This is a genomic window from Actinacidiphila polyblastidii (assembly GCF_036353415.1).
Taxonomy (GTDB): domain Bacteria; phylum Actinomycetota; class Actinomycetes; order Streptomycetales; family Streptomycetaceae; genus Actinacidiphila; species Actinacidiphila polyblastidii.
Map to the genome: position 1 here is coordinate 142575 of NZ_JAZEWV010000009.1, position 22993 is coordinate 165567.

The window sequence follows — 22993 nt, forward strand, 5'->3', positions numbered from 1 at the left end:
CGTCTGCGTTCCTACAATGGCAGAGCACTCATGGAGGAACGCAGATGGCACACTTCGCTGACCCGCCGGGCACGGGCTCCGCCGACTCCCTGGTGGGGCGGGACCGTGACCTCGGACGTGTCCGGGAGTTGCTCGGCCGGCAGGCGGACGGCGCCCTCCTGCTCTCCGGGGACCCCGGCGTCGGCAAATCCGCGCTGCTGGACGCCGTGGCCGCGGCGGCCGCCACGAGCGGAACGTGCGTGCTGCGCGCCGCGGGCGCCGAGTTCGAGGCGGATGTCAGCTACGCGGCGCTGAACCAGATCCTGCTGCCCCTGCACGGCATCCTCGACCGGCTGAGCGCCCACAGCAGGGAGGCCATGAGCGTCGCCCTGGGGTTCGGGGCCGGTCCGCCGCCGGAGCGCCTGGTCGTCTGCAACGCCGCACTGGCCCTGCTCCGGTCGGCGGCAGAAGACAGCCCGGTACTGCTCATCGTGGACGACCTTCCCTGGGTGGACCGGGCGAGCGCCGCCGTCTTCGGCTTCGTCGCCCGGCGGGCGTCCGGCGACCGCGTCCGGTTCCTCGCGGCCTCCCGCACCGGCGTCGGCAGCTTCTTCGACGGCAGCGGAGTGCCGTCCTACGTGCTGCCCGCCCTGGACGCGGAAGCCGCCGCCCACCTCGTCGACCTGCGCTTTCCCGATCTGGCGCACCCGGTGCGCCGCCGCCTTCTGGACACCGCGCGGGGCAACCCGCTGGCCCTGCTCGAACTCCCCGGCGCGCTGCGAGCCGACCAGCGCCGGGCCCGCGAGGTGCTGCCGGCCGTACTGCCGCTGGGCGAACACCTGCAGTCGCTGTTCGTCTCCCGCGTCCGTTCGCTGCCCGCCTCGACCCGCACCCTGCTGCTGCTCGCCACCCTGGACGGCACCGGCAACCTCGGCGTGCTGTCCTCGGCCGCGCGGGAGATGGACGGCGAGACCGACCTGCGCGATCTCGACGCCGCCGAGCAGGACGGGCTCGTGCGGGTGGAGGAGTCCCCCCGCCGCCTGGTGTTCCGGCACCCCCTGATCATGTCGGCCGTCGTCGAGACGGCCACCAGCAGCAGCCGGCGCGCGGCGCACCGCGCCCTGGCGCGGGTCCTCGGCGACAAGCCGGAGCAACGGGCCTGGCACCTGGGAGAGGCGACGCTGCAGCCCGACGAGGAGGTGGCCGTCCTGCTGGAGCGGACGGCGCGCCGCATCCTCGACCGCGGCGACGCGGTCGCCGCGATCGCGGCGCTGACCCGGGCGGCGGACCTCAGCCCGCTGGACACCGACCGCGCGCGCCGGCTGTCGGAGGCCGCGTATGTGGGCGCCGAGGCGATCGGCGCGCTGCGCAGCGCGTCGCTGCTGCTGGAGGACGCGTGGCGCGCGGACCCCGGGCACGGTGCCTCGCTGCGCTCCGCGACCGCCGCGGTGCAGCTCGTGCTGAACAGCGACGGGGACCTCGCGACGGCCCACCGCCTCCTGGTGGGCGCCATCGAGCAGGGCGACCACGGCTACGACGCCGAGGACCCGGCGCTCCTCGACGCCCTGCACTTCCTGCAGCTGCTGTGCAACTACGGTGCGCGCGAGGAGCTGTGGACGCCCTACTACGCGGCCGTCTCCCGGATGCGCCCCGCCCCTCCGCGGCTGCTGCTGGTGGCGGCCGGCACCTGGGGCGACCCGGCCCGCGCCGACCCGGCGACCCTGCGCGAGCTGGACGAGATCATCGACAGCGCGACGAAGGAGACGGACCCCGCCCGCGTCGTCCGGGTGGGCACGGCCGCGCTGTACCCGGACCGGTTGTCGGCGGTCCGTGAGGCGTCCTGGCGGCTGGTCCGGCAGGGACGCGAGGGCGGCCCGGTACGCCGGCACATCGGCGCACTGCTGCACCTGAGCGTGGACGACTACCACCGGGGCAGGTGGGACGAGGCCCTGGAACTGTCGGACGAGGGTCTGACGCTGTGCGCGGAGTCCGGATACACCGTCTGCACCTGGTTCTTCCAGTACTCCAAGGGCCTGGTGACCGCGTCCCGGGGCGACACCGACACCGCCCACGCGCTCGCGGACGCGATGACGAACTGGGCGGCGCCCCGCGGCATCCATGAGGCGGTCCACGGCGCCCGCGAGGTGCACGCCCTCGCCGACATCGCCGACGGCGACTTCGACGCGGCGTTCGGCCGTGTCAACGCGGTCAGCCCGGCCGGCGTCTTCGCGCCCTACGTCGCCCACGCGACGTGGGTGTTCTTCGACCTGGTGGAGTCCGCGGTGCGCACCGACCGGCGTTCTCAGGCGGTCGCACACGTGCGCGCCCTGCGCGAGAGCAACGTCGCCGGGCTCTCCCCCCGCCTCGGGCTGCTGGCCGCCGGCGCCGAGGCCCTCGTGACGGAGGACGACGCCGAGGCGGCCCGCCTGTTCACCGAGGCGCTCGCCGCACCGGACACCGACCGGTGGCCGTTCGCCCAGGCACGGGTGCGCCTGGCCCAGGGTGAACGGCTGCGCAGGGCGCGGGCGCTGTCCGAATCCATGGGCCCGCTGACAGCCGCGATGACGACCTTCCAGACGCTGGGGTCCTCCTCCTGGGCCGAGCGCGCACGCAAGGAGCTGCGCGCGGCCGGGCGGGTCGTCCCGCACGCCGACGGCCCCACGGCAGCCCTCACCGCGCAGGAACGCGAGATCGCCGAGCTGGCCGCGACCGGTCTGACCAACAAGCAGATAGCCGAGCGCCTGTTCATCTCGCACCGCACGGTCGGCACCCACCTCTACCAGATCTACCCGAAGCTCGGTATCGCCTCCCGGGTGGCCCTGCGCGACGTGCTGCGCCGGACCGGCCAGGACTGACGCAGCCGGACTGACCCGGCCGGACTGACCCGGCCGGACTGACCCGGCCGGACTGACCCGGCCGGACTGACCCGGCCGGACTGGCCCGGCCGGACTGGCCCGGCCGGACCGACGCGCACCGACGCCGGACCGATCCATGCGTTCCGCGGCGTAGCAGTCCTCGATCTTCCGCGAGAACCCCATGGAGCGGCTCTTCCGTGACGGCATGGTGGCACTCCAGCACGGCAACCACGCCGCCGCCCTCTTCGAGGTCGTCGGACGGGTGCGCTTCGGGTTCGATCCCGGTGTCCCCCTCTACTGATCCGCCACACGCTCACGCTCAGGCCGTCCGGACGCGTCCCTCGCGTCGGCCGGCCGGCCGGACCGGGTGGCGGCCTCAGTCAGGATCGGTGTCGGTGCCGGGTGCGGGGTGCTGGAGGAGGTCGGTGGTGGCGAGGTCCCAGTCGATCGCGGCCAGTGCGTGTTCGGTGGTGACGGCCTGGTAGGTGTGCTCCAGCCACTGTGCGAGCGGGGGGAGGGGGAGTTCGAAGAGGGCTGCCATGTCGCCTGAGGTCAGGCGGAGGCGCGCGGTCGTTCTGCGGTGGAGGCAGGAGGGCCAGATCTGGACGTCGCCAAGTCCGCTCATGGAGTGGAGCCCCTGGGTGAGGAGGTCTCGTCCGATGCGCCACAGGACGCGTGGTCCGCCCTCGACGAGGAGTTCCGCGGTCACGATCAGGGGGTGGTCCGGATCGAACCGGAAGGTGGCCCTGACCGGCTGCCGGGCGGAGACGCCCAGGACGCGCTCGATGTCCAAGGTCAGCTCGGCGGTGCTCTCGGCCAGGCGCGAAGCGAGCACGCACCCGGCCGCTCCGCCGCCGCTGACGATGCCGTCGTCAGCAGGTTTCCGTGAAGACACGGGTCATCCCATCGTTTGCGAATCGGCGATCCGCAACTGAGCGTACCAGCGATCGAATCAACGATCCGAAATCTTAGATACCGTCGAACTAGGGTGCGGCGGCTGGCAGGCTTGCCCCATGACCGACTCACAGACACACACGCACCTGGCCGAGCGCGTCGAGGAACTCCTCGCGGCCGACGGCCCGCTGCCCATCGTCGCCGCGGGCGATCCCGTGCTGCGCGCCGGCGCCGCGCCGTACGACGGGCAGCTCGGCCCCGCGCTGCTCAGCCGGTTCGTGGCCGCGCTGCGGCAGACGATGCACGCGGCCCCGGGTGTGGGACTGGCCGCGCCGCAGGTCGGAATCCCGCTGAGGATCGCGGTGGTCGAGGACCCGGCGAGCGGGCCACAGGAGGTGATGGACGCGCGAGGGCGCACCCCGCTGCCCTTCCGGGTGCTGCTCAACCCCGTATACGAGCCGGAGGGCGAGGCGCGGGCCGCGTTCTTCGAGGGCTGCCTGAGCGTGCCCGGCTGGCAGGCGGTGGTGGCCCGCCACGCACGGGTGCGGCTGCGCGGGCAGGACGAGCACGGGCGCGCGCTCGACGAGGTGCTCACCGGCTGGCCGGCGCGCATCGTGCAGCACGAGACCGACCACCTCGACGGCACCCTCTACCTGGACGTGGCCCGGCTGCGCTCGCTGTCCAGCAACGAGGCCGTGGCGGAGCGCTGGTCACACCCCACCCCCGAGGAGGCCGCCCGGGAACTGGGATTCGAGCTGTCGTGAACGGATGCCGGTTGACATACGTGTGAGTCGTGGGGTGCCTCTACGGCTCCCGCCGGGAGGCGGAGGGGACCGCCCCGGCAGGCGACCGCGCCCCCGACGCCTCGCTGCGGACCGCGGACGGCGCCGCGGCTACCGGACCGCCGCGTCGCCGGGTCCCCGGACAGGGGCCGGCCGGTCCGGCACGGTGTCCGCGAGGCGGTTGAGCCACTCGACGAGCAGAGGCTGCTCCGCGGTGCTGAGGGCGGGTGCGCCGCGGCGGTCGAGCGCCGCGCGCAGCTCCATCGCGCTGCTCGCCAGGGCGGCGTCCTCCTCGTCCTTCCCGGCGGGGGGCCCGTCCCCGGGCGGGGTGGTGAGGGCCGCGATCACGAGTTCGCGGGCGATGTCGAACACCACGAGGTCGCGCGACTCCTCGGGAACGCTGATCATCGTGATGATGGTGCCGACACCCACGGAGTGCATGACGTCGGCGGCTCGTTCGACACTCATCCGCAGCCGCCCCGCGGCGGCCACTCGCGTGACCATACGCCGCAGTTCGTCGACGGCCTGCCGGCCGGCTCGCGGCAGGTACCCGGAGCGCGCCTGGCCGTAGACCAGCGTGTAATAGCCCGGATGTGCCAGCCCGAACCTGACCTGCAGGTCCCAGGCCGCGCGCAACTGCTCGACCGGGTCCTCGATGGAGGCGAGCCGCAGCTTGGCGTCCAGGTACATCCGGAAGCCGTGTTCGCCCACGGCCTCCAGCAGTCCGTCCTTGTCGCCGAAGGTCCGGAAGATCGTGGGCGGCGGAACTCCCGCGCGCGCCGCGACCGCGCGCGTCGAGACCGCCTCCAGCCCGCTTTCCTCCAGCAGTCCTGCGGCGGCCTGGATGATCCTCTGCCGCAATGTCGCGGGCACCTGTGCCGGGTCAGACTCGTCAACCATGATGTGACGGTACCAAACGGGACGGATCGCCGATTCGCGCATCCTGCGGCATGGGCGCGCGCGGGTTCGCACCCCGGTACGAGCTGTCCGACACGTATGTGCATGCCCCCGTGGGCGGGTACCGGCATGTGTGTGGCCGGATTGGCACTTCCGACGCTTGGTTGACGATGCAAATATCTCATCCGGGCGCGGTCGCCGCACATGTCGTGGACCGCTGCCTCCTCCGATGCCGCCACGCACAGAAGAAGGTGGGTAGCATGCGCACACCCAGAATCGCCCCCCGAAGCGCGGCCGCTGTCGCCGTCACGGCCGCAGCCCTGATCGGCCTGGGCGCCGGGACGGCGGACGCCGCGGGGTGGCCACCGCTGCAGGAAGGTGCGTTCCTCTACTCGGGCACCACCGGCAGCGGCACGGTCACGCGGGTCGACCTCGGCGACCTCGGCTCCTGCCACACGCCGGCGAGTCCGGCCCGTTCGGTCCAGATCGTCTCGGGCTCGGCCTCCCTGGAGCTCTACTCCGGGGCCGGCTGCAGCGGCCCGACCGCGTGGCGCACAGGGTCGCTGGCCCAGGGCGATCTTCCCTGGGCGATGCTGAGCTATCGGGTGGTCGCCGCGTAGCGACCCGCCGGCGGACCCGGAACCCGGAACCCGGAACCCGGAACCCGGAACCCGGGACCCGGGACCCCGGTTCCACGGCTGCCGCGGCCTGCCCGAGGTGTGTCCTCGGCCGGGCCGCGGCGCACACCGCCTGTCCGCCGTTCGCCGTCCGCCGCCCGCCGTCCGCGCGCCGGTCGAGTCGGTGGGGGACCCCGACCGTCGACGACGGGACGACCGTCTCACCTGCCGGACAGCGCCCACTGCTGGTTGGCGCCGCCGTGGCAGTCCCAGATCTCCAGCTGGGTGCCGTTGGCGGTGGAGGTGTTGGGGTCGTCGAGGCACTTGCCCGACGCCGGGTTGACCAGCGTGGAGTTCGCGCCGGGCTGCCAGGTCTGGTTGGGGGTTCCGCTGCAGTCCCAGAGATCGACGAGAGTGCCGTTGGCGGTGCCGGCGCCGACGACGTCGAGGCACATCCCGCTGGCCTGCACGACGCCGTTGTGCACGACCCACTGCTGGGCCGCGGTGCTGTTGCAGTCCCACAGGTCGGCCTTGGTGCCGTTGACGTTGGAGTCGGCGTTGTCGTCGAGGCACTTGCCCGCCACGCTCGACGTGACCGGTCCGACGCCGGGGGGAGCCCACTGCTGGTTGGCGCCGCTGTTGCAGTCCCAGAGCGCGACCTGGGTGCCGTTGGTGGTGGAGGTGTTCGGGTCGTCCAGGCACCGGCCGGAGGCGAGGTTGACGAAGCCGCCACTGTACCCCTGCCAGACCTGGCCGCCGGTGCCGTTGCAGCTGTAGAGCTGCGCCTTCGTGCCGTTGGCGGTGGCGCCGCCGGTGGCGTCCAGGCACTTGCCCAGTGCCCGCAGCGTGCCGTCGGAGTACACCGTCCAGGTCTGTGCGCCGGAGTGGTTGCAGTCCCACAGCTGGACGGCGGTGCCGTCGGCGCTGCTGCCGGCGGCGACGTCCAGGCACTTGCCGCTGACGCCGGAGCCGATCTGACCGGTGGCGCCCGCGGCGGGAGCGCCGACGGAGGCGGGAGGAGCGATCCAGCCGGCCGCGGCCGCGGCCTGGATGCCCTTGTTCCAGGCGTCGGCCATCTTCTGGTAGCCGGGGTCGCCGGGGTGGTAGGGGTCGGCCAGGTCGGACGTGGTCACGGCGCTCATGTCGGCGAACCCGACGTGCTTGCCGGCGGCCTGCTTCGACTGGACGAGAGCGGCGACGGCCTTGTTGTAGGCCGGGACCGCGGCTGCGACGTCGGCGTCGGTGGAGGTGATGAGGTTGGCGACCACCACGGTCACGCCGGGGTCGTCGGACAGCACGGTGTCGATCAGAGTGCTGAGCCTGGCCGGGGCGCTTGCCACATCGTGGTTCTGGACCAGGTCGTTGGTGCCCGCCATCAGCGTCACGACGTTGGGCCGGTTCGTGGTCACCGTTGCGGCGAGGCCCTGGATGGCGTCGATCCGCCAGCCGGGGTGGCCCTCGGTCTCGGGGTCGGCCATCGTGCCCTCGCGGACCGAGCCGACGAAGTCCAGCCGGTAGCCCTCACCGGTCAACTCGTTCCACAGCGGGCCCCGGTAGCCGTTTCCGGTGCTGCTGTGGGAGCCGTAGGTCAGCGAGTCCCCCAGCGGCTCGACACGCAGCGGGATGCTCTGCGCCGCCGCAGCGGCGGGTACGGCGGCTGCGGCCTGCGCGTACGTCGACGACGCTGCCGACCGGCCGTCCGTCGCGTGTGCGGGCGACGTGCCGGCCCAGGAGCCGCCCAGGGCGGCCAGCAGCGCCAGCGCCGGAATTCCGCTCGATCTCCTCATGAACCTTCTTCACCTTCCTGATGCGCGAGGGGCCGGCGGGCGCCGCGGTGGGTGCGCCCGCCGAGTGGGGGAGTGCCGAGGCCGCGGAGCTGCCGGTGCCGGACCATGCCGCCGAACGGGAGCGCCCGGCGGGAGTCCTGACGTCGCGACAGCAAGGGGAACGGGGGAAGACATCGTTGTCAGAATGAGGGCATGGGCAGCGGTGGGGAAACGAGGGGCGGGGCATCTCCGGCCCTTTCGGCGCGGGGACCCGGCCGGACCGGAGAGCGCTCTCACAGGAAGTTAGCGAGGGCCCGGGAATGCCGTCAATGGTCTGGACTATGGTCGGATCACTCGGTCGCACCTGCCGGTTCCGGCCGCGCCGTCCGCGCGCCTGCCGCGCCGGCCGGGGGACGTGCGGCCTCCGGCGGCCGCCTCCTCGGGCGCGGTGCGGTCCCTCCGCTGGTGGAGCGAGCCGGCGCCCGCGGTGCCGGCCGGCGAGACGTGGAGGCGGGGCGTCCGGCGTACGGGGACCGGCGCCGCCCCTCGTTGCCGGAGTGCGGCCGCGCCGTCTCCGCCGTGTTGCTCCGATGTCTGTTTGCATCTGTTCGCAACTTCGGTCGATTGCGTTGACAGATGTTGGAGAACTCCCCTTTGCTAGGCGTCACTTGACCCCCACCGGTCCCGTGGCAGCGCCGGCGACCCCCATCTGGAGCTGTGATGACGAAACGGCGGCGCCTTCCGCCGGCGGTCCTCCCGCCGCGCCCGGGGCCGGTCACGCCCGGCCTCGTGGCGCCCGCCGCCGCGCCGGCCGGCACGGTCGCGTGGCGTCCAGGTGCGCCCTCGCGGCCGCCAGGGGGTGACTGCTCCCACTTTTGACAACGTTGTCTCGGGTCTGTGCCTCGACGACCCCACCGAGGTCATGGCGCGAGCCCGGACGACCGACTCCCGCACCCTCCCACCCCCCACCCACGAGGACGGACAGATGAGGATCTACAGAGCAGGACTGATCGCGGCGATGGCAGCCGCGCTCGGCCTGGGGGCGGCGCTGCCCGCGGTGGCCGCCGCGGCGAACGCTCCGGCCGCCGGGGCGAGCACGCCTGCCGCCGCGGCGCCCGCGACCCTGCGGGTGATGCCGCTGGGTGACTCGATCACCTGGGGCGTCGGCAGCCCGTCGGGCAACAGCTACCGGGGCTTCCTGTGGAACCAGCTGGCAGCCGAGGGGCACGCCCTGGACTTCGTCGGCTCCGGCCGCAACGGCCCGATGTCCGACCCGGACAACGAGGGCCACTCCGGCTGGCGGATCGACCAGATCGCCGGCATCGCCGATTCGGTCCTGGCCCAGTACCGGCCGAACGTGGTCACCCTGGAGATCGGCACCAACGACCTGAACGGGCTCTACCAGACCCCCACCGCCCCCGACCGGCTCAGCGCCCTGATCGACCAGATCAACCGTGACGCCCCCGACGCGACGGTGCTGGTCGGCACGCTGATCGTCTCCACCAGCGGCAACGAGGAGCCGCTGCGGCCGGCTTTCAACGCCAAGCTCCCCGGCATCGTCCAGGCCAAGCAGGCGGCGGGCAAGCACGTCCGCCTCGTCGACATGAGCGCCCTGACCGCGGCCGACCTCTCCGACGCGCTGCACCCCAACGACAACGGGTTCAGCAAGATGGCCGACGCCTTCAACGCCGGCATCCAGGCCGCGGACAGCGCCGGGTGGCTCAAAGCCCCGGTCGCCGTCGGCGGTGCGGTCAGGTCCGGCGTCGCCGGCAAGTGCCTGGACGTCAACACCGGCAGCAGCGCCAACGGCACCGCCGCCCAGATCTGGGGCTGCAACGGCACCGGCGCCCAGTCCTGGACGGCGGTGCCCGACGGCACCCTGCGCGCGCTGGGCAAGTGCCTGGACGTGACCGGGGCCGGGACGGCCAACGGCAGCAAGGTCGAGATCTGGGACTGCAACGGCGGCGGCAACCAGCAGTGGCAGCCGTACAACGGCGGCTACCGCAACCCGGTCTCCGGCCGCTGCCTCGACGACCCCGCCGCCTCCGCCACCGACGGCACGCAGGCGGTGATCTGGGACTGCAACGGCGGCGCCAACCAGCAGTGGTCCACCCCGGGGGCGTGACCGGCACGCACCCACGGCACACCTTGTGCCGCACGCCACGGTGACACGGCGCGACGCTGACCCGGCGCGGCTGTGACACGGCTCCCCGCCGGCGTGCGGCACCCCCTCCGGCTCCCCCACGGCGCCGGACGCGGCATGCGGTTCGGCCCGGACGGCGGGCGTGCCCCGTCCCGGCCGGCCCGCATCCGCGGAAGAAGCCCCATCCCCCCACCAGGAGGAGAAACGTGCTCATGGCACGGAGAACTCTGACAGCGTTCCTCGCGGCGGCGCTCGCCGCGGCCGGAGTGACGGCGCTCGCGGCCGCACCCGCGGCGCACGCGGCGGTACCCGACACGATCCCGCTGACCTACACCAACAACTCCGGTCGCAGCGACCAGATCTACATCTACGACCTGGGGACCCAGCTCTCCAGCGGCCGGCAGGGCTGGGCCGACGCGGGCGGCGCCTTCCACGCCTGGCCGGCGGGCGGCAATCCGCCGACCCCGGCGCCGGACGCGTCGATCGCCGGCCCGGCGAACGGGCGGTCCATGACCCTCCGGATCCCGAAGTTCTCCGGCCGGATCTACTTCTCCTTCGGCCAGAAGCTCGACTTCCGGCTGACCACCGGCGGCCTGGTGCAGCCCGCGGTGCAGAACCCGTCCGACCCGAACCACAACATCCTCTTCGACTGGACCGAGTACACCCTCAACGACAGCGGGCTGTGGATCAACAGCACCCAGGTCGACATGTTCTCGGTCCCCTACACCGTCGGCGTCTCCGGCTCGAGCGGCACCAAGACCACCGGCACCCTCAAGGCCGGTGGCTACAACGCCTTCCTCAACTCCCTTCGGGCGCAGGCCGGCGGCTGGGGGAACCTCGTCCAGACCCGCTCGGACGGCACGGTGCTGCGCGCCCTGAACCCCGGCCACGGCATCGAGAACGGCGCCCTGCCGGCCAGTCAGATGGACGACTACGTCAACCGCGTGTGGTCGAAGTACAGTTCCTCGACGCTGACCGTCACGCCCTTCACCGACCAGCCCAACACCCGTTACTACGGGCGGGTCTCCGGCAACACGATGAACTTCACCGACGGCTCGGGCGCGGTCGTCACCAGCTTCCAGAAGCCCGACTCCGACAGCATCTTCGGCTGCTACAAGCTCCTGGACGCCCCCAACGACCTCGTACGCGGCCCGATCTCCCGCACCCTGTGCGCGGGTTACAACCGCACCACGCTGCTGACCAACCCCAACCAGCCCGACACCGGCGCCGCGGGCTTCTACCAGGACGCGGACACCAACTTCTACGCCAAGTACCTGCACGCGCAGATGGCCGACGGCAACGCCTACGCCTTCGCCTTCGACGACGTGGGCAACCACGAGTCGCTGGTCCACGACGACAGTCCGCAGTCCGCGTCGATCACCCTCGACCCGCTGACCGGAGGCGGGGGCACCGGCCCGTCCGGGCCGGTCGACACCTCGGCCTGGTACAAGCTGGTCAACGCCAACTCGGGCAAGTGCGTCGACGCCTCGGGTGCCGGCACCGCCAACGGCACCCCGCTGCTGCAGTGGACGTGCGGCGGCCAGGCCAACCAGCAGTGGCAGTTCAGCCCCACCGACAGCGGCTACTACGTGATCACCAACCGCAACTCCGCCGCCGCCAACCAGGTCATCGACGACCCGGCCTCCTCCACCGCCGACGGCACCGCGCTCGACACCTGGAGCCGGGACGGCGGCGCCAACCAGCAGTGGCAGCCGGTGGCGCAGTCCGACGGCAGCTACCGCTTCGTCTCCCGGGCCAGCGGCAAATGCCTGGACATCACCGGCGCTTCCACCGCCGACGGCACCCTCGTCGAGCAGTGGGCCTGCAACGGCGGCTCCAACCAGTCCTTCCGGCTGACCGCCGGCTGAGCGTCCCCCCGCTTCCCCCATCCCCCCCAGATCCGGGGAGTTCGCCGCGCACCAGCCTCCCCTCGCGGCTGGCGTGGCATGCCCCGGTCATGATTTGCCGACAGGCGGAAAACTCATGCGACACCTCCTCAGAAGGGCGGCGGCATCGGTCGCGGCGGCCGGGATCGCCCTCGTGATCCCCGCCGTCGCCCACGCCGACGCCTCTCCCCAGGCTGCCACGGGCGGCCGGGCGACGAGCACACCGGCATCGTGTGCGAAGCCACTGCACCCGGGATCGCCGGTCTGCCTCTCCCTGATACGCACGGACGTCCACGCGGTGCGCGAGAACGCGCTCGCCCCTCTCGCGACCCCCTCCGGATACGGCCCCTCGGACCTGCGCAGCGCCTACGCCATCGCCTCGGCCGCGGCGTCGAAGGGAGGCGGGGCGACGGTCGCCGTCACGGAGCTGGCGGACAACCCCAACCTCGAGTCGGACCTGGCCACGTACCGGTCGCAGTACGGACTTCCGGCCTGCACCACCGCGAACGGCTGCTTCCGCAAGGTCAACGGCAGTGGTCAGCAGGGCAACTATCCCGCGCCGGACTCCGGTTGGGGCACCGAGGCGTCGCTGGACATCGACATGATCTCGGCGGTCTGCCCGCTGTGCCACATCCTGGTGGTGGAGTCCGGAGACCTGGACGGGGCGCAGAACACCGCGGTCTCGCTCGGCGCGCACTTCATCTCCAACAGCTGGAGCACCGGCGACAGCGCCGGCAACGCCGACTCCTACTACAACCACCCCGGTGTGGTGGAGGTCGCCAGCTCCGGCGACGACGGATACGGGACGGGCTTCCCGGCCACCTCCCGCTACGTGATCGCGGCGGGCGGCACCTCGCTGAGGAAGAGCTCCGCCGGCGGGCGAGGGTGGTCGGAGTCGGCATGGTCCGGCGCCGGCTCGGGCTGCTCGTCGTACGAGGCCAAGCCGTCCTGGCAGCACGACACCGGCTGCGCCGGGCGGAGCGTCTCCGACGTCTCGGCGGTCGCCGACCCCGGCACCGGAGTCGCGGTCTACGACACCTACGGGGCCGGCGGCTGGTTCGTGGTCGGCGGCACGAGCGCGTCCGCCCCGATCATCGCCTCGGTCTACGCGCTCGCCGGAGCCCCCTCCGACCCGGCGGCGTCGGTGCTGTACGCCCACGCCGGAAGCCTCAACGACATCACGTCGGGCTCCAACGGCTCGTGCGGCGCGTCCTACCTGTGCAACGCGGGGTCGGGCTACGACGGCCCCACCGGCCTGGGCACGCCCAACGGCCTGGGCGCCTTCACCGGAGCCGGCAGCGGTGGTTCGTCCGGCGGGACCGGTCCGGTGACCTCCGGTGTGGCGGGCAAGTGCCTGGACGACTTCGCGGGCAGTTCGGCGAACGGCACCAAGGCCGACCTGTGGGACTGCAACGGCACCCCGGCGCAGCAGTGGACCGGCAACGGCAGCACCCTGACGATCAACGGCAAGTGCCTGGACGTGACGGGCGCCGGTACGGCGAACGGTTCGCTGGTGGAGCTGTGGGACTGCAACGGCGGCGGCAACCAGGTCTGGCAGCCCGGCGCCAACGGCAGCCTGCTCAACCCGGCCTCCGGCAAGTGCCTGGACGACCCGGGCTTCAACACCACCAACGGCACCCAGCTCGACCTCTGGACCTGCGACGGCGGCGCCAACCAGCGCTGGAACCTGCCCTAGCGGCACGGTGCGCCGCCGGGGAGCGGCCCGGACACTCCCGCTCCCCGGCGGATCGAGCGACGACGGGCCCCGCCCGGTCGCGGCAGTTCCAGAAGTACACCCCCCCACGAAAGGGAGAAGCAGATGGCCCTGAGACGAACGCCCCGGCACCGTCGCCGGCGTGGCTGGACCGCCCTGGCGGTGGCAGCGGTGACGGCGGCGACGCTGGGCATCGCCGGTGGCGCGAGTGCCACCAGCCCCCAGGCGTCCTCCTCACCGGGAGCGGGCGCCGCTGCCCGCGGCGCGGCGCCCGCCGCGGTGCCGGGTCCGCCGGCCGGCTTCACGACCACGTGGAGCGACGACTTCAACGGAGGTGCGGGCAGCGGGGTCGACGGCGGGAACTGGAAGTACGACACCGGTCCTGGCAGCAGCTTCGGCACCGGTGAGATCGAGACGATGACCAGCAGCACGTCCAACGTCTACCAGGACGGCAGCGGCCATCTGGTGCTCAAGGCGCTGCACAGCGGCAGTGACCCGCGTGCGGGCTGGACCTCGGGCCGGATCGAGACGCAGGCCGCCACGTACGGGGCACCTCCCGGCGGCGTGGTCATGATGCAGTCGTCGATCCAGCAGGCAACCTCAGCACGGGCAACGGGGCCGGGTACTGGCCGGCGTTCTGGATGCTCGGCTCCACGCTGCGGACCGGCACCACCTGGCCGGCCTCGGGCGAGGTCGACATCCTGGAGGACATCAACTCCCGCAGCTCGGTCTTCGGGACGCTGCACTGCGGGGTCAACCCCGGCGGCCCCTGCAACGAGTCGACCGGCATCGGCAGCGGCGAGCGCGCCTGCGGCGGCTGCCAGACCGGTTACCACACCTACGCGGTGCAGATCGACCGGTCGGTCTCGCCCGAGCAGATCCGCTGGTACCTCGACGGCACCAACTACTTCACCGTCAACGCCAACCAGGTGGACGCCACCACCTGGGCGAACGCGGTGGACCACCCGTTCTTCATCATCTACGACCTGGCGATGGGCGGCGGCTTCCCCGACGCCTTCGGCGGCGGCCCCAACGCCGCGACCGTCTCCGGCGGGCAGATGAACATCGACTACGTCGCCGTCTACAACAAGGGCCCCGGCAGCGGTTCGTCGGGTCGTACGGGTCCGGTGACCTCCGGTGTGGCGGGCAAGTGCCTGGACGACTTCGCGGGCAGTTCGGCGAACGGCACCAAGGCCGACCTGTGGGACTGCAACGGCACTCCGGCGCAGCAGTGGACCGGCAACGGCAGCACCCTGACGATCAACGGCAAGTGCCTGGACGTGACCGGTGCGGGCACCGCGAACGGCTCGCCGGTGGAGCTGTGGGACTGCAACAGCGGCGGCAACCAGGTCTGGCAGCCGTACGGCGGCGGCTACCGCAATCCCGCCTCCGGCCGCTGCCTCGACGACCCCGGCGCCACGAGCACCAACGGCACGCAACTGGAGCTGTGGGACTGCAACGGCACCGCCGCACAGATCTGGTCGCTCCCCGGCGCCTGATCCCGCCACGGCGGCGCCCACAGGACGGCGTGCTGTCCGCCCAGACCCGTGGGGGGCGGGCGGGCGGCACGCCCCAGCCGTACCGCGACGGACCTGCCCCGGGGGAGCGCGCCGCCGAAGGCCGCCGAGTCTCCCACCCGTCGCCTGCTGCGTCACATGACGTAAGCGGACGCACGAGTTCCACCGCAGACTGGGGTCAGACCGCAGCTGACCAGCAGCCTGAAAGAGAAGCTCCGATGCGCGAGACGCGAGACCACCATCCGGATATCCACTGGCCGGCTGGATTCTCACCTGCCGACGGCCACAGTTTCCACCGGGTCCAAGCCGTCGTGCACGGTCCGCCGGAGCGGGCCTTCGCCGTGCTCACCGACGTGACCCGATGGACGAGTTGGGTTCCGGAGTGCCGAGAGGTGAGCACCGACGCCTTCGTCGAGACCTTCGAGGCGCACTGGGCCGGCCACCCTTTCGAGGTCTTCGTGGGGGAGAACGAGCCGCCTCGCCGGCTCGGCTGGCTGGGGATCGGCGGCGGGGTGCAGCTGTACCAGGCGTGGCTGCTCACGGCGGTCGAGGACGGTACCCACATCGTGGTCGAGAACGTGGTCCGCAGCTCCACGCCGAAGACCTTCGACGCGCTGTCGCTGGCGTGGACCCGGCGGCTGGACGAACTGTGGCCCGCCCAGCTCAAGAAGCTGTCCGAGTAGCCTCCCGCCGACACGTGTCGCGTGCCGCGCGCACCTCGTCACTCCCTGAGACCCCGCTGCGGCACACATGTCGATGACTGAGGCGTGTCAGCGCCTTCCACGGTCGACTGAGTGACGTTGCTCCGTGACATCGCCAGTCAAACGACTGTCGTGTCCTGTTCGCCGCGAGGCAAGACTGAGACACATGCCCCGCTCGCCGAGTGCAGGTCGCAGAAGTGCGGCTCACGACCGCGGCGTACGAGTGCGGGTTCATGACGCCAGTGACGAACAGAGGACAGTGATGGTCAGTACTTGGTTGATTACCGGTGCGTCCCGGGGTTTCGGGCGGGCTTTGGCGGAGGCGGTGCTGGAGGCGGGGGATCGGTTGGTGGCGACGGCGCGTCGTCCGGAGCAGTTGGCGGATCTGGTGGTCCGTCATGGTGAGCGGGTGCGGGCGGTGGCGTTGGACGTGACGGATGCGGGGGCGGCGCACAGTGCGGTGCGGGTGGGGGTGGAGGCGTTCGGGGGGCTGGATGTGGTGGTGAACAATGCGGGGTTCGCCAACAGCGGTCCGATCGAGGAGATGGCCGAGGAGGATTTCCGGGCGCAGTTCGAGGCGAACTTCTTCGGGGTGGTGAATGTGACCCGGGCGGCTCTGCCGGTGTTGCGGGGGCAGCGGTCGGGGACGTTCGTGCAGTTCTCGTCGCTGGGCGGGCGGGTGGGCGGTACGCCGGGGATGGGTGCGTACCAGAGTGCGAAGTTCGCGGTGGAGGGGTTCTCCGAGGTGCTGGCCAACGAGGTCGCGCCGTTCGGGGTGAAGGTGGTCATCGTGGAGCCGGGGGCTTTCCGCACGGACTGGCAGGGCTCGTCGATGGAGCTGCACGCGGTGGGTCCCGACTACGAGCGGACCGTCGGCGCCATGAACGCCTACCGGGCGGAGAACGACGGCAACCAGCCCGGTGACCCGGTGCGCGCCGCGCAGGTCCTCATCCGCGCCGTCCGCGACCAGGACCCGCCGCGGCGTCTGCTGCTCGGCGCCCAGGCCGTGACCATGGCGCTGGAAGCAGGCGACGCACGCGCCGCCGAGACCCGCAAATGGGCCGAGGCCAGCGCCGCCGCGGACTTCCCGGCATCGGCGTAGACACACCCGCCGTGCGTCCCGACACGCTCCGGCGCCTCTGAGCAGCGAACACGAGCAACACCACCGAGCAACACCGCTCACCTGACACAAGGAGATCCACCTCATGACACGCAAGACCTGGCTCATCACCGGCGCTTCCAGCGGACTGGGCAAGGCCCTCGCCGAACACGTCCTCGCCAGGGGCGACCAGGCGGTGGTCACGGCAAGCTCCACGCAGGCCACCACCGAGCTGGCGTCGCGCTACCCGGAGACCGCGTTGGCGGTCAGGCTCGACGTCACCGACGCCGCGGACCGCGAGGCCGCGGTGCTCGCCGCCGAGAAGCGCTTCGGGTCCATCGACATCCTGGTCAACAACGCCGCGATCGACTTCGTCGGCGCGCTGGAGGAGCAGGAGGAGGACGACTACCGCAGGCTGTTCGAGGTCAACTTCTTCGGCGCGGTCGCGCTCACCCGGGCGGTCCTTCCGGGCCTGCGCCGGCAGCGCAGCGGCGTCATCGTCAACGTCTCGTCGATGGACGGGCTGGCGAGCCTGCCCGCCAACGGCTTCTACTCCGCGAGCAAGTTCGCCCTGGAGGGATTCACCGAGGCGCTGTGGCAGGAGATCGAGCCGATCGGCCTGCACGCGATGATCATCCAGCCCGGTTCCTTCCGAACCGGCATCGAGAACCGGACGAGGGTCTCCGGAGAGGCCATCGGCGACTACGCGGCCACGGCCGGCGCCTTCCGCTCGATGATGGGCAGCCTCACCCCGGAGATGTTCCCCGGCGACCCGGACCGGGCCGCCGAGGCCGTCTACGAGGCCGCCACCGCGCCGGAGCCCCGCCACTGGGTGGTCCTGGGCAGCGACGCCCAGCGTCGCATCGGCGTCAAGCTCGACGAGCTGCGGACGGAGTTCGACGCCGGCCGGGACATCGCCTTCAGCACCGACTTCCCGGGCGCCGCTGACAACGCCGTGCTCTGAACCCCGCGGGCCGTCTCCGCGCGCGAGTCCTCCGGCGGCCGCGAGCACGCGGCCGCCGGTTCCGGTGAACGTCGGGGTGTGTCCGGCTCGTTTCCCTGTCGTCAGGGTTCGTCGCCGGCCACCCGCCTTGTTCCGCTTCGTGGAACGGCGCCGCGCGTCGCAGGGCGGGCCTCGTGTGCGAGTGAGGTTGTGATCAGAATGAGTGCGGACGTGTCCGGCATGGCGGGCGTGAAGCTGCGGCAGGAGGATCTCGCGTCTCTGCGGCGGTCGGTGCGGGGACCGGTCCTGGAGCCGGGGTCGGACGGGTACGAGGAGGAGTGCGCCACGTACAACCTGGCCTGCGCGCTTCGGCCGGCCGTGGTGGTGGGGGCGGGCAGCGAGGAGGACGTTCGTTCCGCGGTCCTGTTCGCCGGGCGGCACGGGCTGCCGGTCGCGGTGAAGTCCGCCGCCCACCAGATCGTCTCGCCGGCCCGGGACGGACTGCTGATCACGACGTCGCGGATGCGGGACATCTCGGTCGACCCTCGGCAGCGCACCGTGCGGGTCGGGGCGGGGGCGCGCTGGCGCGAGGTGCTGGCGCGGACGGCGGAACACGGCCTGGCGCCGATCGTGGGTTCGGCGCCCGACGTCGGGGTGCTCGGCTACACGCTGGGCGGCGGCCAGAGCCCGCTGCTGGGGCGGACGCTCGGCTACGCCGCCGACCACGTGCGGTGGCTGGACCTCGTCACGGCGGACGGCGAACTGCGCCGCGTCACCCCGCGGAGCGAACCGGACCTGTTCTGGGCGCTGCTGGGCGGCAAAGGCAACTTCGGTGTGGTGACCGCGGTCGAGTTCGAGGTGTTCCCGCACTCCCGCTTCTACGGCGGCGGAGTCTACTTCGCGGGTGAGCACCTGGCGGAGGTGCTGGACGCCTGGCGCGCCTGGCTGCCGGCCCAGGAGGAGGCGATGACCTCGTCCCTGGGCATCCAGCGCCTGCCCGACATACCCTCGCTGCCCGCCGCGCTGCGCGGCGCCTTCGTGGTCCACCTGCGGATCGGCTACCTGGGCACGGCGGCCGACGGAGAGCGGCTGGTCGCCCCGCTGCGCGCGGCGGCGCCGGTACTGCTCGACCTGCTGGGGGAGAAGCCGTTCACCTCGATCGGCGAGATCCACCTGGACCCGGTCGACCCGCTGCCGTACGTCGACCGCAGCGTGTGCCTGGACGACTTCACCGAGAAGACGGCGCACACCCTGGTGGAGCTGACCGGCCCGCGATCGGGGTGCACCCTGGCGAACGTCGAGATCCGCGCGCTCGGCGGCGCGCTCGACCGGGAACCGGCGGTCCCCAACGCGGTGCCGAGCCGCGGCCTGCCGTATGTCGTGTTCGGGTTCGCGGTGGGCGCTCCCGACCAGGCGGAGCAGCTGCGGGCCGACCTCGCGCGGGTCGTGGACGGCCTGGCGCCGTGGGCGGCGGAGCGGAACATGGTCAACTTCCTCTCGCCGGACGAGGCCACCGACGCCGCGGGAGTGCGCGCGGTGTACGGGGCGGAGCGTTACGACCGGCTCGCCGCGGTGAAGAAGCGGTACGACCCGGCAAACGTGTTCAGGTTCAACCACAACATCACACCTGCCTGACCGACCGGTCGCACACCTCGGTCTTTCCACCGTCAAGTGACTGATGCGCGAGGTGTGTCAGCCAGGGGAGTCTGAGACAGCCGGCAGCTCCGGCGGGGTCCGGTCCCCGGCTGCGGTATCCGACACGGAGAAGAGGGATCTGGCGTGATGCCGGTCGAACAGCAGCGTTCGCTGACGAGCAGCAATCCGATACTCTCCCGGCCGCAGTTCCGACGGCACGGCGGGGAGAAGACGGCTGCCAGGGACCCGAGAGCCGGCGTCGCCGCCGCACGGGACCGGATCAGGACCGGCGTGGACCTCGATCCGCTCTACGCCCACGACGAGCCCCGCGCACTTCCGTACGCGGTGGGCGACCTGATGACGATGGACGACGTGGTGGCGCGGGCGGCGGCGGCGCTCGGGGTGACCTTCCTCGTGGCCGCGCTGTCGTGGACGGTGCTGCCGGTCTGCCTGCCGGGCATCGCCACGTCCTACGGCATCGCCGCCGGCACCGGACCGGCCGCCGCGGTGGCGGTGGTCATCCAGCGCCACCGGAACCGTCCGTCCGCGGCCCGGACGCTGCTGTTCGCGGCGTTGCAGGGGCTGTTCCTCGGCGTGCTGTCGAGCGCGGTCTCCAGCGCGCTCTCACCGGGTCTCCTCGTCGAGACGGTGCTGGGCACGATGGCCGTCTCCGCCGGAACCCTGCTCGCCCACCGACTGCACTGGATGCGGGTCGAGCGCCGCTTCCGCGGCTTCGTCGGGGCCGCGGTGCTCGGACTGTGCCTCCTCGCCCTGGCGGACTGGATGCTCTTCCCCTTCTTGGGCGCGGACGGCCTGGGCCTGCGCGCCAACGGACTCGGCGTCATCACCGGCGTCGTCGGCGTCGCCATCGGGGCCTGCTTCCTGTCCCTGCACTTCCGCCAGGTCGAGGAGGGCATCAGGCACGGAGCGCCACGCGACCGGTCCTGGCCGGCCGCCTTCGGGCTCACCCTGACCCTGACCTGGACCTACGTGGAGTGCGTGCGGATGCTCACCCTGTACCCGGCCGAAGAACTCTACTGAGACATGCCGCCCGCCCTCCGGCCCGCCCGCGCGTGGGACCGTCTCCTGGCCTTCGACCCGGGCCTCCACCGCCTCCAGGTCGCGTCCTCGGCGGCCGTGGTCCTCGCCACGACGATCGGCGTCGAGTACGCCTACAGCCGGGCGGTGGGAGCCGGCGCGCAGGACACCCTGATCGCCATGCTGCTCGGCACCGTCGTCGCTCTGACCGGGTGGACGGCGCTGGGCGAGCCGCACCCCCTGCTGAAGGCACGCACCGCCGCCTTCTTCCCGGTCGCCATCCTCGCCGGCATGCTGCCGAGCACCGCCGTCAGCGGACACAGCGGCCCCACCCTCGCCACCCTGGTCGCCCTGCTGTTCCTCTCGGTCTTCCTGCGCCGCTTCGGCGTGCGGTTCTTCTTCTACGGCAACCTGGCGTGGATCGGCTTCCTGTTCGCGGCCTTCCTCGGCCGGACGGTCGAGCAGATCCCGTCCCTGATCGCCACCGTCGCCGTCAGCTCGGCCTGGTCGCTGCTGCTCTCCCTGACCGTGCTGCGCGTACGGCCCGACCGCGTGCTCGGACGCATGCAGCTGACCTTCGGCGCCCGGTCCCGGGCAGTGGCACGGGCCTGCGCGGTCCTGCTGCGCGCCGAGCCGCCGTACGAGCGAAGCCTGACCTCGTTGCGCTCCCGCCAGCTGCGCCTGGCCGAGTCGGCGTTGCTGATCGACGGCTGGTCAGCGGTGCCCGGCGCGCTGCCCGGGGACTGGACGGCCGGCGTGCTGCGCAGGCGCACACTGCAGGCCCACCGTGTCGTCGACGATCTGGCCGACGCGGCCCAGGCGCTCGCCCCCGGTGGCGGCGCCGAGGCGCGCACGGCCGCGCACATCGCCCGCCACCTGGCGCGGCGCGAGTACCGGAGCGCCCGGCTGCTGGCCGCGCGGGTGCGGGCACCGGGCACCGCACCCGACGGCGCGGCCCGCACGCGCGCGCTGACGCGCTTCGCCGAAGCCGCCCTTCGGTTCGCCGCCTTCGCCGCCTGGGAGCGCACCGCGCCGCCCTCCGACGACGCCCTGGACTTCTCGCCCGCCGCGCCCCTGGTGCTCGGCGCGCTGCCCGGCTCCTCGGCCGTGGCGCGCGGTGTCGCCGCCCGCAGCCGCTGGGCCCGGCTGCGGGGTCTGTCGCTGCCGAGCCGGCAGGCGGTGCAGGTCGCCGTGGCCGCGACCCTGGCCGTCGTCCTCGGCCGGTTGGTGTCCCCTGACCACTACTACTGGGCGGTGGCCGGCGCCCTGCTCGCCTTCGCCGGCACGGCCACCAGCGCCGAGTCCGTCACCAGGGCGGGCAGCGCCGTCCTGGGCACGCTCCTCGGCCTCGGGGCCGGTGTCGGCGTCGCCGGACTCATCGGAGGACAGCCGGCGCCGGTCCTCACCGCGATCGTGCTGTGCCTGACGCTCGGCATCTACCTCGCCCAGGTCTCAGCCGGCTTCACCGCGTTCTTCACCACGACCGCGGTGGTGCAGCTCTACGGAGTGCTGCACGAACTCTCCGGCCGCCTCCTGCTGCTGCGCCTGGAGGAGACCGCGCTGGGAGCGGCGACCGGCGTGCTGGCCTGCCTCCTGGTCCTGCCGACCGGCACCCGCGACACCGTGCACACCGCACGCGGCCGGTACTTCGCCGCGGCCGCCGCCGCGCTGCGCGCCGCGACGGGGCACGGTGCCGGCCCGCCGCCCGCCGGCGCCCCCGCCGGCCTCCACGCGCAGCTGCGCCTGCTCGATCTGCGCACCCAGCAACTCGCCCTCGCGTCGCTGCCGTTGACAACGCCGCTCGGATACCCGCTGCTGCGGGGGAACGATCCGCGCCTGGGCCGCGGCCGGATGGCGCTGCACACGGCGCTGAGCCGCCAGGTCCACAGCGTGGCCGCGGCGATGGGACGTGCGGGGCCGGCGCCGTCCGGCTCCCCGCTGGTCCTGACGGCCGGCGTGCTGGCCGACGCCGCCGACGCGCTGGGTGCGGCGGCGCCGGTTCCGGGGGCGCCGTCGGCGGCCGTGGAGCGGCTTCTGGAGGCGGCGGAGAGCCGGTTGTCGTCGCTGCCGTCCGTGCCGCTCCGGCCGGTGGGCCCGGACCTGGACCTGGGCCCGGACCCGGAAGCGGTACGCGCGCTCACCGGCACCGCGCAGCTCCTCGGACGTCTCGCGAGACTCCCGGCACCCGTCTCCCGGGCCGACGGCCGACGGCGGTGACACGGTCTCGACCAGGACCGCGGCCGGCGCCGGAGCCCCGCGTGAGGTCCCGCGGCCCGGTCCGGCCCGGTCCGGCCACGCCCGCGGCGAGCGGAAGAAGTGGCGATCGTCACGATGGGGGTCGACATGTGAACCTCCTCCCGACATGTGCTCGTTCACCAAGTGGGGGAACGACCACGGGCCGACCGGGGCGGTCGGGACGTCGCCCGCCGCGTCGACGGGGCCCGGCAGGACCGGGTCCCGCCCAGACGCCCGACGCCCACCGCTCCGCGCACGGCGGCACCCGCCGCCGGCGCCCGCGGAACCAGAG

General features: G+C 72.7%; 16 protein-coding genes and 1 pseudogene. 14 read left to right on the top strand and 3 right to left on the bottom strand.

Features of this window, described 5'->3' with window-relative positions:
* Positions 1 to 44: 44 nt before the first annotated feature.
* Positions 45 to 2834, top strand: coding sequence for an AAA family ATPase (locus V2S66_RS14135; RefSeq protein ID WP_330795235.1), 2790 nt, complete (start codon positions 45 to 47; stop codon positions 2832 to 2834).
* A 376-nt stretch (positions 2835 to 3210) separates the two neighbouring features.
* Here V2S66_RS14135 and V2S66_RS14140 read toward each other — a convergent pair whose 3' ends face one another.
* Entirely contained in the window at positions 3211 to 3669 is a 459-nt protein-coding gene (locus V2S66_RS14140) for an SsgA family sporulation/cell division regulator (protein WP_330795237.1), read from the bottom strand.
* 178 nt (positions 3670 to 3847) lie between these two features.
* On the opposite strand from V2S66_RS14140, the gene V2S66_RS14145 reads away from it, so the two are divergent.
* A complete protein-coding gene (locus V2S66_RS14145) occupies positions 3848 to 4492 on the top strand; it encodes a peptide deformylase (protein ID WP_330795238.1) in 645 nt (214 codons plus the stop codon).
* Between the two features lie 129 nt (positions 4493 to 4621).
* On the opposite strand, the gene V2S66_RS14150 is transcribed toward V2S66_RS14145, so the two are convergent.
* Positions 4622 to 5410, bottom strand: coding sequence for a TetR/AcrR family transcriptional regulator (locus V2S66_RS14150; protein ID WP_330795240.1), 789 nt, complete (start codon positions 5408 to 5410; stop codon positions 4622 to 4624).
* A gap of 257 nt (positions 5411 to 5667) precedes the next feature.
* Here V2S66_RS14150 and V2S66_RS14155 point away from each other — a divergent pair, with 257 nt between their 5' ends.
* Positions 5668 to 6027, top strand: a complete 360-nt coding sequence (locus V2S66_RS14155; RefSeq protein WP_330795242.1) for a hypothetical protein — start codon at positions 5668 to 5670, stop codon at positions 6025 to 6027.
* 218 nt (positions 6028 to 6245) lie between these two features.
* Here V2S66_RS14155 and V2S66_RS14160 read toward each other — a convergent pair whose 3' ends face one another.
* A complete protein-coding gene (locus V2S66_RS14160; protein WP_330795244.1) occupies positions 6246 to 7811 on the bottom strand; it encodes a ricin-type beta-trefoil lectin domain protein in 1566 nt (521 codons plus the stop codon).
* Between the two features lie 964 nt (positions 7812 to 8775).
* Between V2S66_RS14160 and V2S66_RS14165 the strand changes: the two genes are divergently transcribed.
* From V2S66_RS14165 to V2S66_RS14215, 11 genes and pseudogenes are all read left to right on the top strand, one after another.
* Complete coding sequence (locus tag V2S66_RS14165; RefSeq protein ID WP_330795246.1) at positions 8776 to 9915, top strand: ricin-type beta-trefoil lectin domain protein; 1140 nt, start codon at positions 8776 to 8778, stop codon at positions 9913 to 9915.
* Positions 9916 to 10145: 230 nt separating this feature from the next.
* Positions 10146 to 11330, top strand: a pseudogene (locus V2S66_RS14170) (glycoside hydrolase family 64 protein); the annotation flags it as partial.
* Between the two features lie 54 nt (positions 11331 to 11384).
* Entirely contained in the window at positions 11385 to 11801 is a 417-nt protein-coding gene (locus tag V2S66_RS14175) for an RICIN domain-containing protein (protein ID WP_413966394.1), read from the top strand.
* Between the two features lie 316 nt (positions 11802 to 12117).
* On the top strand, positions 12118 to 13515 hold the full coding sequence (locus V2S66_RS14180; RefSeq protein ID WP_330795247.1) for a ricin-type beta-trefoil lectin domain protein: 1398 nt from the start codon (positions 12118 to 12120) through the stop codon (positions 13513 to 13515).
* 659 nt (positions 13516 to 14174) lie between these two features.
* Positions 14175 to 15032 carry a ricin-type beta-trefoil lectin domain protein gene (locus V2S66_RS14185; protein WP_330795250.1) on the top strand — a complete coding sequence of 286 codons (858 nt, stop codon included), beginning with the start codon at positions 14175 to 14177 and terminating at the stop codon, positions 15030 to 15032.
* Between the two features lie 236 nt (positions 15033 to 15268).
* Complete coding sequence (locus V2S66_RS14190; protein WP_330795252.1) at positions 15269 to 15733, top strand: SRPBCC family protein; 465 nt, start codon at positions 15269 to 15271, stop codon at positions 15731 to 15733.
* Positions 15734 to 16013: 280 nt separating this feature from the next.
* A complete protein-coding gene (locus V2S66_RS14195) occupies positions 16014 to 16853 on the top strand; it encodes an oxidoreductase (protein ID WP_330795254.1) in 840 nt (279 codons plus the stop codon).
* 103 nt (positions 16854 to 16956) lie between these two features.
* Positions 16957 to 17814, top strand: a complete 858-nt coding sequence (locus V2S66_RS14200; RefSeq protein WP_330795256.1) for an SDR family NAD(P)-dependent oxidoreductase — start codon at positions 16957 to 16959, stop codon at positions 17812 to 17814.
* Positions 17815 to 18012: 198 nt separating this feature from the next.
* Positions 18013 to 19428, top strand: coding sequence for an FAD-binding oxidoreductase (locus V2S66_RS14205; RefSeq protein ID WP_330795257.1), 1416 nt, complete (start codon positions 18013 to 18015; stop codon positions 19426 to 19428).
* 147 nt (positions 19429 to 19575) lie between these two features.
* Positions 19576 to 20469, top strand: coding sequence for a Bax inhibitor-1/YccA family protein (locus tag V2S66_RS14210; protein WP_330795258.1), 894 nt, complete (start codon positions 19576 to 19578; stop codon positions 20467 to 20469).
* Between the two features lie 3 nt (positions 20470 to 20472).
* Positions 20473 to 22683, top strand: coding sequence for an FUSC family protein (locus V2S66_RS14215; protein WP_330795259.1), 2211 nt, complete (start codon positions 20473 to 20475; stop codon positions 22681 to 22683).
* Positions 22684 to 22993: the final 310 nt, after the last annotated feature.